The organism is Enterococcus sp. FR204 (assembly GCF_031143325.1).
GTDB classification, from domain to species: Bacteria; Bacillota; Bacilli; order Lactobacillales; family Enterococcaceae; genus Enterococcus_B; species Enterococcus_B faecium.
In genome coordinates, this window is record NZ_JAKZIW010000025.1 from 15,360 (window position 1) to 29,974 (window position 14,615).

Sequence of the window (14,615 nt, forward strand, 5' to 3'; positions counted from 1 at the left end):
TTTTATCATTAGTAGTAGGAAAAGAATGTGAAAAGACCTTGAATATTCTTTAATTCTTTTTCACAAATTCCGATTTCAGTTTCATCGGTCCAAATCCTTCTACCTTGCAATCGATATTATGATCGCCTTCTACTAAACGGATGTTCTTGACTTTTGTTCCTTGTTTAATGGCACCTGACGCACCTTTTACTTTCAAGTCTTTAATCACTGTCACGCTATCGCCCTCTAACAGACGGTTTCCATTTGCATCTAATACCACTAATCCGTCTTCTATGACAGTTTCTTGTTCTTCTTTGTTCCATTCGTTCCCGCATTCTGGGCAAATCAACAAGCCTCGATCTTCATATGTGTACTCTGAGCCACATTCTGGGCAATTTGGTAATGTCATCTTCTTTCTCCTTTAAAATCTTTAGTGAGCACTATTGTAACGGAAAAAGAAGATCTTGAAAAGATACATTTGTGATTTTTACTACAAAAGGCACGTTTTCGAACGAAGTATCATTCTGTTTTTCTGCTCTTATACGATTGGCATATATCTTGGATCTCTTTATAGATTTCTTCTACTTCTGCTAAATCTTTTGCATTCGCACCACTTGCTAATGGATGGCCTCCTCCATGATGGCGTTTAGCCAATTCATTGATGATCGGCCCCTTAGAACGTAAGCGTACGCGGTAATACCCTGAAGGCTGCTGAACAAAAATCCCCCAAGCCAGCACTTCGTCAATCACTCCAGGAAGTGAAACGATCGAAGCTGTCTCTGAATCATCGATTCCATATTTATCAAGAATTTCTTGCGGAAGGATTATTCTTCCTGCACCATTTTCATCCACCTGGATATTTTGATAAAGATAACCAGAAAGTTTAGCGACTTTCATCGGCATTTGTTCAATCTCTCTGTTCAAAGCACTTGCATCAAATGGATAATTTCTCAATATCGAAGCAATCTCTAATGTACGGGACGTCGTGGAGGGATACAAAAAGCGCCCTGTATCTCCGACGATTCCTGCATAAAGTAACCGTGCAGCCTTAACGTTCATCTTTAAAGATTCAGGAAACATCAAAGCAAATTCTGCAATCATCTCACTACAGCTACTTGCTTTTGTATTTACCCACACAAGATCTCCATAAGGGTCATCATTGGGATGATGGTCGATTTTGATCAGTTTTTCTGCCAACTGATATCTTTGATCACTGATTCTGGGTGAATTAGCTGTATCAGTCACGATGACTAGCGCTCCTTGGTAGAAGACATCTTCAACTTCTTGCATTTCTGCTAAAAAGCGAAGCCCTTCAATCGTTTCACCTACTTGACGTATTTCTTTTTCTGGGAAACTTTCCCGTAATAGTTCGGCTAATCCTACTTGTGATCCTAATGCATCAGGATCAGGGCGCAAATGCCTGTGGATAATGATTTTATCGTATTTTTTTATTGTATCTACTATTTCTTGCTGTACTGTCATTTCACTCCTGCTTTCTAAGAACGTTCCATTACTTGACAAACAACGATTGCTTTGGAAACGATGGTGTTTTCAATAAACACTTCGATATCCAGTTTAGCGGAACGTCTGCCGATTTCCAATACACGTGGACGAATGTCTAATTCGCTTTCCAATTGGATCAGCCGCAAATAATGTAGGTTCACTTGTTCAATCAAGATATTTCGTTTTTGGTTCATCACCATTGTTTTTTGTGCGACATCAGAAATGATTTCGCTAAGTACGCCAAAAGAAATGGTTCCAACGCCATTGACCATTTGTGGTGCTACTACGAATTTGAACTTAGGGTTTTCCAAACGATTTCCTTCACGATCAGTATCAATCGTATGGATATTTCCAGATATCTGATCCGAAATCGTATCTGCAATCTGCGGTTGTCGCTGGACAAGCTGCATCGCTCTCATTACATCTTGCCGGGTAATCAAGCCTTCCAATGTCAAGTCATCGGAAACGACCGGCATGACTTCTAGCCCATCCCAGATCATTTGATGGCTAACAGAAGCAATACTCATTGTTTTCTTTACACTGATTGGTTCTTTCGTCATCACCCGATCGATGATCTGGTTTGGCGATTTCCCTAAAACATCTTTTGCCGTAACAATCCCCATCAAACGATGATGGCGGTTGACGACTGGAAAACGCGAATGCTGCGTTTCTTCTGACAAACGCTGATAATCAGAAATCGTATCTGTCTGCTGCAAATAATGAGTCTTTTCAGCTGGCATATAGATATCACTGACAAGCATGATATCTTTTTTGATCAATTGGTCGCTTAACGCTCGGTTGATCATGGTTGCGACTGTAAATGTATCATAAGAGGTGCGTAAGATCGGCATTTCAAGATCATCAGCTAGCTTTGCAATCTCAGCAGTCGTATTGAATCCTCCTGTGATCAATACTGCGGCGCCATCTTCCAATGCTAATTTTTGGACTTCCGCCCGGTTGCCGACGATCATTAGTGATCCTGGCGTAATATAGCGTTCCATGGCATGTTTAGTCATCGCGCCGATGACGAATTTATTCAAGACCTTGTCTAATCCTGCCGCCCCGCCTAAAACGTCCCCTTCAATGATCCTGACGACCTCGCCAAATGTCAAACGTTCAATATGTTTTTTTAATTTGCGTTCGATACGGATGGTCCCTACTCGTTGAATTGTTGAAACTAGTCCGACATTTTCCGCATCTTTGATTGCACGGTACGCTGTTCCTTCACTGACATTCAATTCTTTTGCGATGCTTCTTACAGAAATTCGATTGCCAACAGGTAAACTTTCAATATATTCTAAAATCAAATCATGTTTTGTCGCCATTTTCTGCCTACACTTCCAGCGTTTCCGAGACGCTCATTATTTTTCCTTCACTATCTTCCAGTAACTCTACAAAAGATTCGGGATCTTGTTCAATGACAGGGAAAGTATTGTAATGGATTGGAACTACTTTCTTGGCACGAATTGTTTGCGCAGCCTTTGCTGCATCTTCTGGCCCCATCGTATAGTTATCGCCAATCGGCAAGAAAGCGACATCAATATCGAATTCTTCTGCAAGCAATCCTAGATCACTGAAATAAGCAGTATCCCCTGCATGATAAATCGTTTTTCCTTCTGCTTGAATAATAATTCCGCTAGGCTCGCCCATATACTGAACGATACCGTCTACTTCATAGCTTGAGCTATGCTGTGCATGTACGAATTTTACCACGCCGAATGGAAACGCATGTTTTCCACCGATATTCATACCGAATGAATCTACTCCTCTGCTGTTCGCATAATCAGCAATCTCAACAATACTGATAATTGTGGCTTGATTTTCTTTTGCAATAGGAATCATATCTCCTATGTGGTCACTATGACCATGAGTAATCAGCAACCAATCTGTCTTTACTTCTTCTGCAGTTAAGTCTGTCAATGGATTTCCTGTAATAAACGGGTCAATCATCACGCGTTGGCCATTTTCCATTTCAATTGTTAAACAGGAATGTCCATGATACGTAATTTTCATATTTTACACCTCGCGTTTTCTCTGTATCTTTTTTATTAAAAACGATTTCATCGCTTGCACATCAATGAAAAAATATAGCTGCTAAATATATTTTCATTGGATTGATAGTACAGTATGTACAAAGCAATTGTAACAGATAATACAGGATGCACCAAGTACCAAGCAGATATAATCTCAAGTTTGAGGTCTCTGCTCTGCTTAGCTTCTCTTCTCGTCCCTTAACTAATTAAATCAGCGTAAATAGGATGGACGATCTTTTCTAAATCGGCTACTTTTATCCGAAGGCTTCTCCCGATTTCACCGCTTGACACAATTACTTCTTCTTTTTCTTTTAAAGAACTGTCTGCTAAAAAACAATAATCAGGATGTGCGAGTTTTATTCCAATAGGGGTGTTTGCTCCGTGGGGATATCCTGTATGCATTAATACAAAATCCATTCCAGGAAAACCAACTTTACGATCTTTCGTCACTTGTCTCGTTTTTTTGTAATCTAAGTGATCGTTCAAAGGAATCAATGCGATGATCACCCCAGTTTTGTTTCCTTTCACTACGAGAGTTTTACATATCAAAGCTGGATCAATCCCTCTTTTTTGTAGTTCTTCTGTGAAAGATTCTTCTACCACATGACTAAAATCAAGTGGTTGATAGCTGATCTTTTGTTCTTCTAAATAACGTTCGACTTTTGTTTGACTCATCATTGATTCACTCCCTTTATTCTATCGTTTATTATAAAGCGAGGGATGCTGTATTCAAAAATTATTTGTTTTTCGCAAAAAAAGAGCAAGACGAGCACTCTATAGAGAGGTTCATCTTACTCTTTTTGTTTATTTTTTATTTCGACGTTGAGTAGCTTCCATAATGACTGGCAAGATCACTGGGCGGCGTTTTGTTTGTTCAAATAAGTAACGGCCTAATTGATCTCGGATGTCTTGCTTTAATTTGCTCCACTCAAAATCATTGCTTTCTAAATGTTTCTCAACGATTGTTTCAATCATATTGCTGCTTTCTTTCATCAGATCACGGCTAGCTTTTACGTAAACGAATCCCCGTGAAGTAATTTGAGGTTTTGAAATGATTTTCTTTTCTCGCCGACTGATAGTGACAACCGCTACGAAAATCCCGTCTTCTGACAAGATTTTTCGATCACGTAAAACAATGTTTCCGATATCACCTATGCCTAATCCATCAATCATTACATTTTCTGCACTTGTAGTTCCTGCAACACTCATACGCTTGTTCTTATATTCCAGCACGTCTCCGCGTCCAGTAATATAGATATTTTTGTATGGCATCCCTACTGCATGAGCCAAATCTGCATGAGCAGCTAATTCACGATACTCTCCTTGAACTGGCACAAAATATGTTGGTTTCATCAAATTGATCATTAATTGCAAGTCATTAGGATTGGCATGGCCAGAAACGCGCATATTCTCAGAGATCAACTTCACTGTTCCACCAGCTCGATAAATGATATCTTCCGTTTTCGCCACGATGGTTTCCATCGCGATGCTTGGCGTAGTAGTGATATAAACCAAATCTCCTTCTTCAATCTTGACATTACGGTGTGTACCGTTTGCCATTTTTTGCAGAGACTTGATGGGTTCACCCATTCGGCCAGTTTCTAAAATGATCAGTTCTTCTGGATCATAGTTTTTCATGTCTTTCAACGTAACAAGCAGATCTTCACTTGGTAATTGAAGTTTTTCTAAACGCATCGCTGTGCGAATAATTCGTTCGAAATCTTGACCAGTCAAGACAACTTTTCGTTGTGCTTTTTCTGCTGCATCCAATACTTGTTGCACTCGTTGCAAATTACTTGCTACACAAGCGACGATGATACGCCCTTCCCAATATTTGATCGTATCAAATACTTCATCTGCTATTTGGGCTTCAGAAGCTACAGGCTGAGGATTTTCTGCATTTGCCGATTCACTTAGTAAGGCTAAGACTCCTTCTTTGCCGATTTCCGCCAATCGTGCATAATCTGTTTGATACATTGGGATAGCCGTTTGGTCAAATTTAAAATCTCCCGTATAAACGATACTACCTTCTTTTGTTTTCAGATTGATCCCCACTGAATCTGGTATCGTATGAGTGGTACGGAAAAAGCTCACTACTGTTTCACCAAAGTCGATTTCTGTATGCTCATCTACCACATGGAAATCCTTAAATCCTTTGGCTGCTTCATTACGACTGACATTCAATTTTGCTAACTCGATCGTCAACTCTGTCCCGAATACTGGTACAGAAATTTTTGACAACAAGTAAGGAAGTGCCCCGATCGCATCTGCATGTCCATGTGTTAAAAAGACACCAGCTACACGATCAATGTTTTCTTCTAAATACGTAAAATCAGGGATTACGACGTCGATCCCCAACAACTCATTTTCAGGATATTTTAGCCCACAATCTAAAATAAAAATATCCTCGCCCACTTCTGCGACATACATGTTTTTTCCATTTTCACGAACGCCGCCTAATGGGATAATTTTAATGGTACTCACAAACTTCACCTCTTCTTATGACATCCAAGTTTAAAGATGTCGATTTTCTTCTTTATCTAAATATATGAGCCATTCCAATGAAGCATATGCAAAATTACTATTTCTCAACTTATGGAGAATCAGCAGGAAAATTACCATCACATCCGCGTTCTGACAGTTGGATGGGCATTTTATTTTGGATATACTTCATTAACAAAATGGATCTTTTGCGAAACGCTATAGCCAGAATACTTATATAAGTATTCAGCTGTTCCCCATTATTATACAACAAATAAACTAAATCGCTAGTATCAGCAATTGTTAGAACAACTATGCACGTAAAAATCCCTCTGTAGCATCTAGGATTTCTTTTGCTATTCCTCTTTCATTTCTTCTTCGTCGGTTTGAAACATACTTTTTTCATTTTACCACATTTTTTGCAATAACTATAGTGACTTTTTATATATACAGAACCTCATGTTGATGGTGTGCAAACAGCATAAGATTTAAGCTAGCTTTAAGATAGGTTGTCTATTATCAAATGCATCTACTAGGAGGGATGCAAAATATGAATTTTATGAAACGTGCATGGAAAAGTACAAAAGTAAAATGGGGACGTTCATTGTTATTGTTTGCCGTGTTCACAGCCATTCTTATTTTTGTGCTAGCTGGCCTCACGATTCGAAGCGCTGCAGAAGAAGCAGCGAATCAAGCACAAAAAGAAGTTGGAGCAACAGTGACTTTAAGTGCCAATCGAGAAGCTTCATTTAAAAAACAGGAACAAACTTCTTCAAGCGGTTCTACCACTGAAGAACGTCCAGATCCAGGCAGTTTTTCTCTTACACCAGTTTCCTTAACGGACGCTGAAAAAATAGCTGAATTAGATAATGTAAAGAGTTATTCCTTTGAAAGTTCCGCCTCAGCTATGGCAAAAGATGGAATAACTGCCATCACTAGTTCTGATTCAAGTGAAGACAGTTCAGAAACTACCGATGTAGGCGGTGAACCTGCCGGAGGAATGGGCGGGAATCCGCAAATGACTCAAGCAGACTTTCAAATCAGTGGTGTGTCAGCAACTGCACAAAATAGTAATTTTTCTGATGGAACAGCAAAAATCACGGATGGTGAAGGAATAGATGACAGCGACAAAGGCACAAACAATGTAGTCATTGATTCTACTCTAGCAGAAACAAATGACCTGGCAGTCGGAGATACTTTCACAATCACGAGTACTGAAGATGAAGATACCACTTATGAAATGACGATCAAAGGAATTTATGAATCCAGCGAAACAAGCAGCAGTATGGGTATGAAATTCAACTTCATGAATCCGTCGAATACACTTTACACTTCTTACACTTTTGCAAATGAACTAAATGGGACATCTGACGATAACACGATAGATTCTGCTATTTACACTCTATCTGATCCAGATAAAATGGATGAGTTTCTCAAAGAAGCTGAGAAGCTGATCGACACAGATACATTTAGCTTACAATCAAATGATTCCATGTATCAGTCAATGTTGGAACCTTTAAACAACGTGGCAAGTTTTTCTAAAAATGTTGTTTTACTAGTGGCTGTAGCCGGTATTATCATACTTACTCTGATCATTATGATTACCATTCGGGAGCGTCGGCATGAGTTAGGCGTCTTGCTATCTTTAGGAGAATCCAGAAGTAAAATCATTCTCCAATTGTTTACCGAAGTGGCTATTTGTATGATTCTTGCATTAGGAGTTGCTTCGATTAGCGGAAACGTCGTCGCGAATGCCGTGGGACAGCAGCTACTTGACCAACAGACAGAAACCACGACACAAAACCAGCAAGCTCCTGGCGGTGGACAAATGCCAGGTAACAGACAAGAACAAGGCGGTCAACGCGGTGGTCAACAAGGAAACACGAATAATCCATTTGCTGTTTCTGATCAAGTCAGCGAATTGGAAATCAATGTCAAACCTGCACAATTGGGACTATTAGCCGGAGTAGCATTTGGAATCAGTCTGTTTTCTGTCTTTTTAGCTTCTATAGGGATATTAAGATTAAACCCAAGAAAAATCCTATTAAACTAAAGGAGGAATTTGATGTTACGGACAGAACAATTGGGATTTTGGTATCAAGATCCGCAAGATGCGCTTTACAAAGATGTAGAACTGAATTTCGAAGCTGGAAAAATGTACGCTATTTTAGGAGCAAGTGGTTCTGGAAAAACGACTTTTCTTTCGCTTATTTCTGGACTAGATACACCAAAAGAAGGAAAGGTATACTATCAAGATCGTTCACTGAACAAAATCGGGTTAAGAAGTTATCGTAAAAATGATGTCTCGATTATTTTCCAAGCTTACAACTTGCTTCCTTATTTATCGGCTCTAGACAACGTCATAGCAGCAATGGAAATCACTAAGACCAAGCAAGAGAATTATCGACAAGTTGCTTTAGATCGACTGGCTCGTGTAGGAATTGATGAAATATTAGCAAAAAAACAGGTGACCAAACTTTCGGGAGGTCAGCAGCAGCGAGTCGCTATCGTTCGTGCTATCTGCTGCGAACATCAACTAATCGTAGCGGATGAGCCTACTGGAAATCTAGATGAAACAACTTCACAAGATATCGTCAAACTTTTCCAAGAAATCGCCCATGAACAAAATCGCTGTATTATCATCGTGACTCATGAGATTGAAGTAGCAAAAAGCTGTGATGAAGTCTTTGAACTAAAAAATAAAAAATTTCAAAAAATCGAAGTTTAAAAAACAGGATAATGATCAAATAAAAAATCCGAACCATATCTGCGAGACAGATATGGTTCGGATTTTTTATTTGCTTGATTCAATTAGTAATAAGTGGTTTTTATTTTTTTTCGTCTTTTCGAGAAAACTTGTCTTTGACTTCGTCGCCTAAATTTCGAGCTTTTTCTTTGATGTCAGCACCTAGTGATTGTGCTTTCCCTTCTGTTTCTTTGCTCTTGTCGTCTGTTGCTTTGCCGTATGCTTCTTTTCCTTCACCGACTACTTTATCTTTCATATCTTTAGAACGTCCTTTTAAATCTGCCATTGTGCTTCCTCCTCTTAGTTTGTTTATTGATCTACCTTCAGGGTAACATCAACAACAGATACAGACAAACAGAACGCTCGTTTTCTAAAAAAGATAGTTAGAGCTGTTGATTAAAAACTTTTTTCGAAAGTCCCCCATACTTTGACTTCTTTTTCTTGGACCATTATTTCTCCTTTAGCGATAACTGTATCAATATCAAGCGTTTCTTTATCCAAGATACACAGATCTGCATCAGCACCAATTTCGATTTTTCCTTTTTTATCCAATTTCAATATACGTGCTGGATTACTGGTTATAGCTCGTAAGGCGATTTCCAAAGGGATACTTTCTTTTTGCACAGCTTCTTTGATCCCTACTAGCAATGCCTTGGCACTTCCTACTCCTAACCCTAGGAAATGATTGTTTTCATCAAAATAAGGCAAGCTTCCTTGTCCATCTGAGGTCATCGTGAAATTATCTAAAGAAACATCTTCCTCGATCAATCGTTTCAGTGCTTTGCTGAAGCGAACTTCACCATCTGTCTTCTCCCAAAAATCAGGATCTTCGCTAGCAGTGAAGTCAATCGTGCCACCACGTTTGGCAAATGCCACGCAAGCTTCAAATAATTCTGGTGTGCGATTTGCATGAGTAGGCAAAAATTGTGTGATCGGAATTTCTGTTTCTTCTACGATTCGTGTCAATAGCTCTAGCTTTCTTTTTCCTCCGCCTAAGTGGACATTGATGATCCCGGCTTTTCCGGATAACATGCCTCCTACACGAGCATCTGCTACTGCACGAGCGAACTCTTCAAAACTTGGCTGAGAAGAACGGTGATCGGATACTGCGATTTCTCCGATTCCGATAATTTTATCAATTGTCAAAAAGTCTTTGATGATAGAATCTGTTACTGTTTTTACCGGCAATCGGTACGAACCTTCGTATACATAAGTGGAGATTCCTTCTGCTTCCAGACCTTTCGCTTTGCTGATCAACGCAGTCATATCTCTACCTTCTCCGTCTGTTCCCAAACAACCGACAACTGTCGTTACACCAGCTGTAGTCAATTGGCTCAATGTGACTTCTGGCGTTCGATTTTGATAACCGCCTTCTCCTCCTCCACCTAAAATATGGAAATGACAGTCAATGAAACCCGGGGTTAGTACTTTTCCCTCACCTGAAAGTTCTTCTACTTCCACTCCTTCGTAGCCGCCTTCTAGCTGTTCTTCTACAGCCAAAATCTTCCCACCGGCAATCAGTACATCCATTTTTCCTAAGTAATCTGGTGCAAACACTTCAATTTGTCGAATGATTTTCATACATTTTTCCTCTTTCTTTAAGTATAACTGATGATAGGATCTTAAAAAATAATCCAAACGATAGAATCTTTACTCCTTTGATTTTACCGTAAAATGACGGTTCTTGGAGTCCTTATCTACTGTTTGGATTACTTTTTTATTTACAGGTCTCCAGTACTACTGCAGACCTATTGCAATGGCAATCATGATGAAAATAGTTCCTAAAACAAACAGGAATCCTTGCATCTTGATTTGGAATCTTGCCCATTTTGCCCATTCGATCCGTGCAACACCTAGCACACCAATCAAGCTGGCTGATACGGGTGTAAAAGCGTCCATAAAACCTGAACCAAGCTGATAAGCAAGAACTGCTACTTGTCTAGATACACCTACTAAATCTGCCAGTGGAGCCATGATTGGCATAGTCAAAGCTGCTTGTCCTGAATTTGATGTAACAACCAAGTTGAACAAACTTTGGAAGATGTACATCGCCCAAGCACCAATGACAGCTGGAACACCGGTCAACGCAGTCCCGATCCCATGCAAAATCGTATTCAAAGCTGAAGGAACAGATGCATCAGATCCTCCCAAGACAAGAAGAATCCCTTTGGCCATACCTACTACGATTGCTGTACCAGCTAAATCAGCTGCACCAGATTGGAAAGAAGAAGCGATGTCATTGACTTTCATTCCATCTAATTTGAAAAGAACAGCAATGATTCCAGCAACTAATCCCATCACAAAGAATTGAGAAGCGATTTCTGGAATGTAATAGCCTTTTTGAGTCACGCCCCAAACGATCCAGACAAGGACAACTAACATCTCTAATAAGATCAGTTTATGCCCAAGCATGAATTTTTTATTTTCATCAGATGTCTTTTTGATATGAGAACGGAAATAATCATCTGATTTGTAAGTCAACGAACTTTCTGGTTTTTTACGGATTTTTTCTGCATATATCATCATATAACCAGCGGCTAATGCAGTAACAACTACCCACATAATCAATCGGAATGTCGCACCAGACAACACGGGGATTCCAGCAATCCCTTGAGCCACCGCTACGCTAAACGGGCTCATCCAAGAGGTCGCATTTCCGACTTGAGATGCGACATAAGTCACGGTTACTGCTACGATCGAGTCATATCCTAACGCAATGACAAATGGAACCATCACCATTGAGAATGGAATTACCTCTTCTGCCATCCCGAATGTAGCGCCACCGAATGAAAAAGCAAAGAATAATAGCGGTAAAGCTAAACGCTCCAGTCCCTTAGTTTTACTGATAAATGCATAGATACCTGCGTCGATCGCTCCGGTACGCATAATAATACCAAAAGCACCTCCAACAACAAGGATCAATGCAGCGATCCCTACAGCAGATCCATACTTATCTCCAGATACTAGTCCTTCAAAAACAAAATTTAAGAAACCAAAGCCGCCAAAATCATCTGTTCCCCATATTTTGGCTGTTTTATGCAATTTTTTAGAAGTATCATAGATATTTTCGCCGTACTGATCGTAAAGCACATCATCTGTCAAGGAGATTTCATCTAGTTTTTCCTGCGTAAGATTTTTTTCTCCGTCAGCAATGACTTTTTCCAATCCTTTTTCCGGAACATCCAGTTTTTCACGTTCTGCTGGATGATCTTGCAGTTCTTCTAATTGATCAAACACATACGACTTATCCAGCTCGTAAGCATAACGGAAGGAATCTTGACGTAAAACAGTACGAGTACTTGTTTCGCCATTTGCATCTTTGTATTCAATATCTTGCGTGCTGAACTTTCCTGCTGGAACGACAAAAGTCAGTATCCATGCAAAGATGACTACACCAAAAATAATGACATACGTATGGGGTGTCGATAATTTAGTGAAGTCGCGTTTCGGTTTTCCTGAAGAATTTGTTTTCTTCAAATTTATTTCTTCCTTTCTTTTTTCAGTAATTTTGATGAATAAAAAATGGATAATCAAATGAATTATACAGTAAAAATGACATTTCCACATGAATAATTTATTAGAAAATCACTTTTTTCTATTTTGCTTTTTTTCTCCTATGTATGATTATTTTTTTCTCTTTCCATTTATATTAAGTATTTTATTTCTCTGTTTTTCCTTAAAATTCTTTTTTTATTTTTAGATTAGAGAAAATCTCGTCCTGTTTTTTTCATTTTACAATCATTGAAAAATTGAATTTCATTGCAAAAAAAAATAATAAACACTTATAAATATCCATTATCTATCCTTCAATTTTTGTGTATTTTCTTTCTATTAGAAAAAGGTATCCTGTTGGACAATTTTGTTATATCAGGTAAACTTCATTGCAATAATGATAACAAATGTACTATAATTACTTTGTAAAGAGTTTTGGGGAAGACTCTTTCATCAACGTGTATTAAGAGACAAGAAAGAATCCATATGGATTCTTTCTTGTCTCTTTTTCCACTACTTTTTATTTTTCTGACACTACATATTCTTATAACTCATTTCTCATAACTGTGAAACAACTTATAAAAATAACAAACTTTAAACAAAACAAGCTTAAAATCAAAGATGATCCATCTTAAAATAACTAAAATAAAAAAATTAGTCGTTGTTAATCCTCATTAATAATCGTTTTCTTTTTTTCAAACGCTCCATTTTTATGTGGAACATTATTTTTTTAAGGAACTTTGTCAACATGTGGATAACTATTTTCCACTTGTGTCCTGGACTAGCTGTTTTGCTGTAAAATACAAAACTTGCTGCAGCAAAAAGATCGTTGCAAGAGAGGCTGTTCCGCAGATCGCTGGATCTAGATTTGGCAAAGTCAAGACTGCATCATGTAAATTGGCGTGGTTGTCCAAAACCAAATCAGCAAATTCAAATAATCGCAAACCACTGCTGTGTTGCGATTTGATACTTCGTGACAAATCAAATCCAGTAACAATGATTAATGGATGACCATTTTCTTTGATCCACTGAGCTAGTTCGATGATTGCCGGGTTTCTTCCTTCATTCGAAAGAAGAAGAAAAATGTCTTCTGATTTGACAGAAAGCTGATCAATAATTGCCTGTCCTGCACCTTCTAGCGTTTCATAGACACCTCCGGCTGGATTTTCAATCAATATACTTGGTACAAGATCCGGGGTTTGATCCCAAAATTCAAATGCTACACCACTTAGTGTGCGGCTAGCATATATCTGCAATCTACCACCTTGATTAATTTGTTTCGCAATCCAAGTGCCAGCTTGAAGCATCAGCGGCTCTTCTATCCTTAATTTCTCTTCCAATTGGTGATAATAGTCAAAATAACATAAACTCATTTATCTCTCCCGCCTAGCTATACTTGACATGAATAGAAACAGCTGCCTAATCTAAGGAAGTACATAAAAAAACAGTAGTTAGACAGTAACACATGTGGTCTTTGCTGTTTCAAACACAAAAAAGGCATTGAACGAATACGCCCAATACCTTGACATAGCAAATAAAACAACGTGCAGACCATGGAAAATATCTACATAGGGGTAGAATTTTCACCCTAGATTAGGTACAATAAATTAGGTCGATGCACTGCATTGACTATGGCAAAATGATCGGTCAGGGTGTATGTGTGTGACTGGTCATTCCCTGATTCTTAGCGCCAACTAAGGGTCAGGGAGCCTTTTTTATTCAGCTGTTTCTATCTGAATTTATTGTAAGTAATCTCTTATCCAAGTGCAAGCACGAAAATACAAAAAAACATTGGTATGATTTATATATATATAAATAACATAAAAAAAGGAATGGCTTATCCCGATACAACAAGTATTCCTTTAAAAAAGATTCTTTTATATAAGTGAAAAAAGCTTTTTTTCACCAATTAAATAAATCTCTCATCTCAATAGTTTATCCATTATTTTATCTTTTTTTTTGCGTATACCTACTAAATATTACCGTCTTCTTCTCGTTCTTCTACTTTGTTCGAGAGAATCTGTACTAGAAAAAGTAGTTGTATGTCTACCTTTTCTGCCTATCCGAGACTTTCTTTTCATATATGGGATATAAATGATTAGATACAGTACAGCAAAAAATAAAGCAAATACGCAAGCTTCCCAACTACCTAACGCCAATTCAACCATCAAGGTAGCAACCGCAACGGATGCTGCATACCAGATAAAAATCAGAAACGTTTCTTTTTTTCTGACCATGCGAAACATGATAAATAGACTAATAAGCAATAGTGGCAACACAAATATCCAATTGCTTCCTTCCATCAGCCACTTGAGTATATCAAGCAGCGACTGTGCAACAGCGACTAATTTTCCCATAGTGAACACACACCTTTTTTTATA

The 14,615-nt window shown here is 38.5% G+C and carries 13 protein-coding genes; 2 read left to right on the top strand and 11 right to left on the bottom strand.

Annotated features, from left to right (window positions below; translation table 11 throughout):
- Positions 1–49: 49 nt before the first annotated feature.
- The 6 genes from RG571_RS07320 to RG571_RS07345 form a co-directional block, all read right to left on the bottom strand.
- On the bottom strand, positions 50–388 hold the full coding sequence (locus RG571_RS07320; RefSeq protein WP_002287137.1) for a zinc ribbon domain-containing protein YjdM: 339 nt from the start codon (positions 386–388) through the stop codon (positions 50–52).
- A 110-nt stretch (positions 389–498) separates the two neighbouring features.
- Positions 499–1,461, bottom strand: a complete 963-nt coding sequence (locus RG571_RS07325; protein ID WP_002287135.1) for a bifunctional oligoribonuclease/PAP phosphatase NrnA — start codon at positions 1,459–1,461, stop codon at positions 499–501.
- A gap of 14 nt (positions 1,462–1,475) precedes the next feature.
- A complete protein-coding gene (locus RG571_RS07330; RefSeq protein WP_308947575.1) occupies positions 1,476–2,807 on the bottom strand; it encodes a DRTGG domain-containing protein in 1,332 nt (443 codons plus the stop codon).
- 7 nt (positions 2,808–2,814) lie between these two features.
- Positions 2,815–3,495 carry a metal-dependent hydrolase gene (locus RG571_RS07335; protein WP_002287133.1) on the bottom strand — a complete coding sequence of 227 codons (681 nt, stop codon included), beginning with the start codon at positions 3,493–3,495 and terminating at the stop codon, positions 2,815–2,817.
- A gap of 218 nt (positions 3,496–3,713) precedes the next feature.
- Positions 3,714–4,193 carry an aminoacyl-tRNA deacylase gene (locus tag RG571_RS07340; RefSeq protein WP_002287132.1) on the bottom strand — a complete coding sequence of 160 codons (480 nt, stop codon included), beginning with the start codon at positions 4,191–4,193 and terminating at the stop codon, positions 3,714–3,716.
- Positions 4,194–4,319: 126 nt separating this feature from the next.
- On the bottom strand, positions 4,320–5,999 hold the full coding sequence (locus RG571_RS07345; protein ID WP_002287130.1) for a ribonuclease J: 1,680 nt from the start codon (positions 5,997–5,999) through the stop codon (positions 4,320–4,322).
- A gap of 547 nt (positions 6,000–6,546) precedes the next feature.
- Here RG571_RS07345 and RG571_RS07350 point away from each other — a divergent pair.
- A complete protein-coding gene (locus RG571_RS07350; protein ID WP_002339760.1) occupies positions 6,547–8,049 on the top strand; it encodes an ABC transporter permease in 1,503 nt (500 codons plus the stop codon).
- A 12-nt stretch (positions 8,050–8,061) separates the two neighbouring features.
- Positions 8,062–8,724, top strand: coding sequence for an ABC transporter ATP-binding protein (locus RG571_RS07355; RefSeq protein ID WP_002298949.1), 663 nt, complete (start codon positions 8,062–8,064; stop codon positions 8,722–8,724).
- 100 nt (positions 8,725–8,824) lie between these two features.
- Here the strand turns inward: RG571_RS07355 and RG571_RS07360 are convergent, their stop codons facing one another.
- The 5 genes from RG571_RS07360 to RG571_RS07380 form a co-directional block, all read right to left on the bottom strand.
- Entirely contained in the window at positions 8,825–9,028 is a 204-nt protein-coding gene (locus RG571_RS07360; RefSeq protein WP_002287127.1) for a CsbD family protein, read from the bottom strand.
- Positions 9,029–9,138: 110 nt separating this feature from the next.
- Entirely contained in the window at positions 9,139–10,323 is a 1,185-nt protein-coding gene (iadA, locus tag RG571_RS07365; protein WP_002287126.1) for a beta-aspartyl-peptidase, read from the bottom strand.
- Between the two features lie 156 nt (positions 10,324–10,479).
- Positions 10,480–12,219 carry a putative basic amino acid antiporter YfcC gene (gene yfcC, locus RG571_RS07370; RefSeq protein WP_002294022.1) on the bottom strand — a complete coding sequence of 580 codons (1,740 nt, stop codon included), beginning with the start codon at positions 12,217–12,219 and terminating at the stop codon, positions 10,480–10,482.
- Positions 12,220–12,992: 773 nt separating this feature from the next.
- Entirely contained in the window at positions 12,993–13,607 is a 615-nt protein-coding gene (locus tag RG571_RS07375; protein ID WP_002287124.1) for an SIS domain-containing protein, read from the bottom strand.
- Positions 13,608–14,213: 606 nt separating this feature from the next.
- Complete coding sequence (locus RG571_RS07380; RefSeq protein ID WP_002298948.1) at positions 14,214–14,591, bottom strand: hypothetical protein; 378 nt, start codon at positions 14,589–14,591, stop codon at positions 14,214–14,216.
- Positions 14,592–14,615 lie beyond the last annotated feature (24 nt).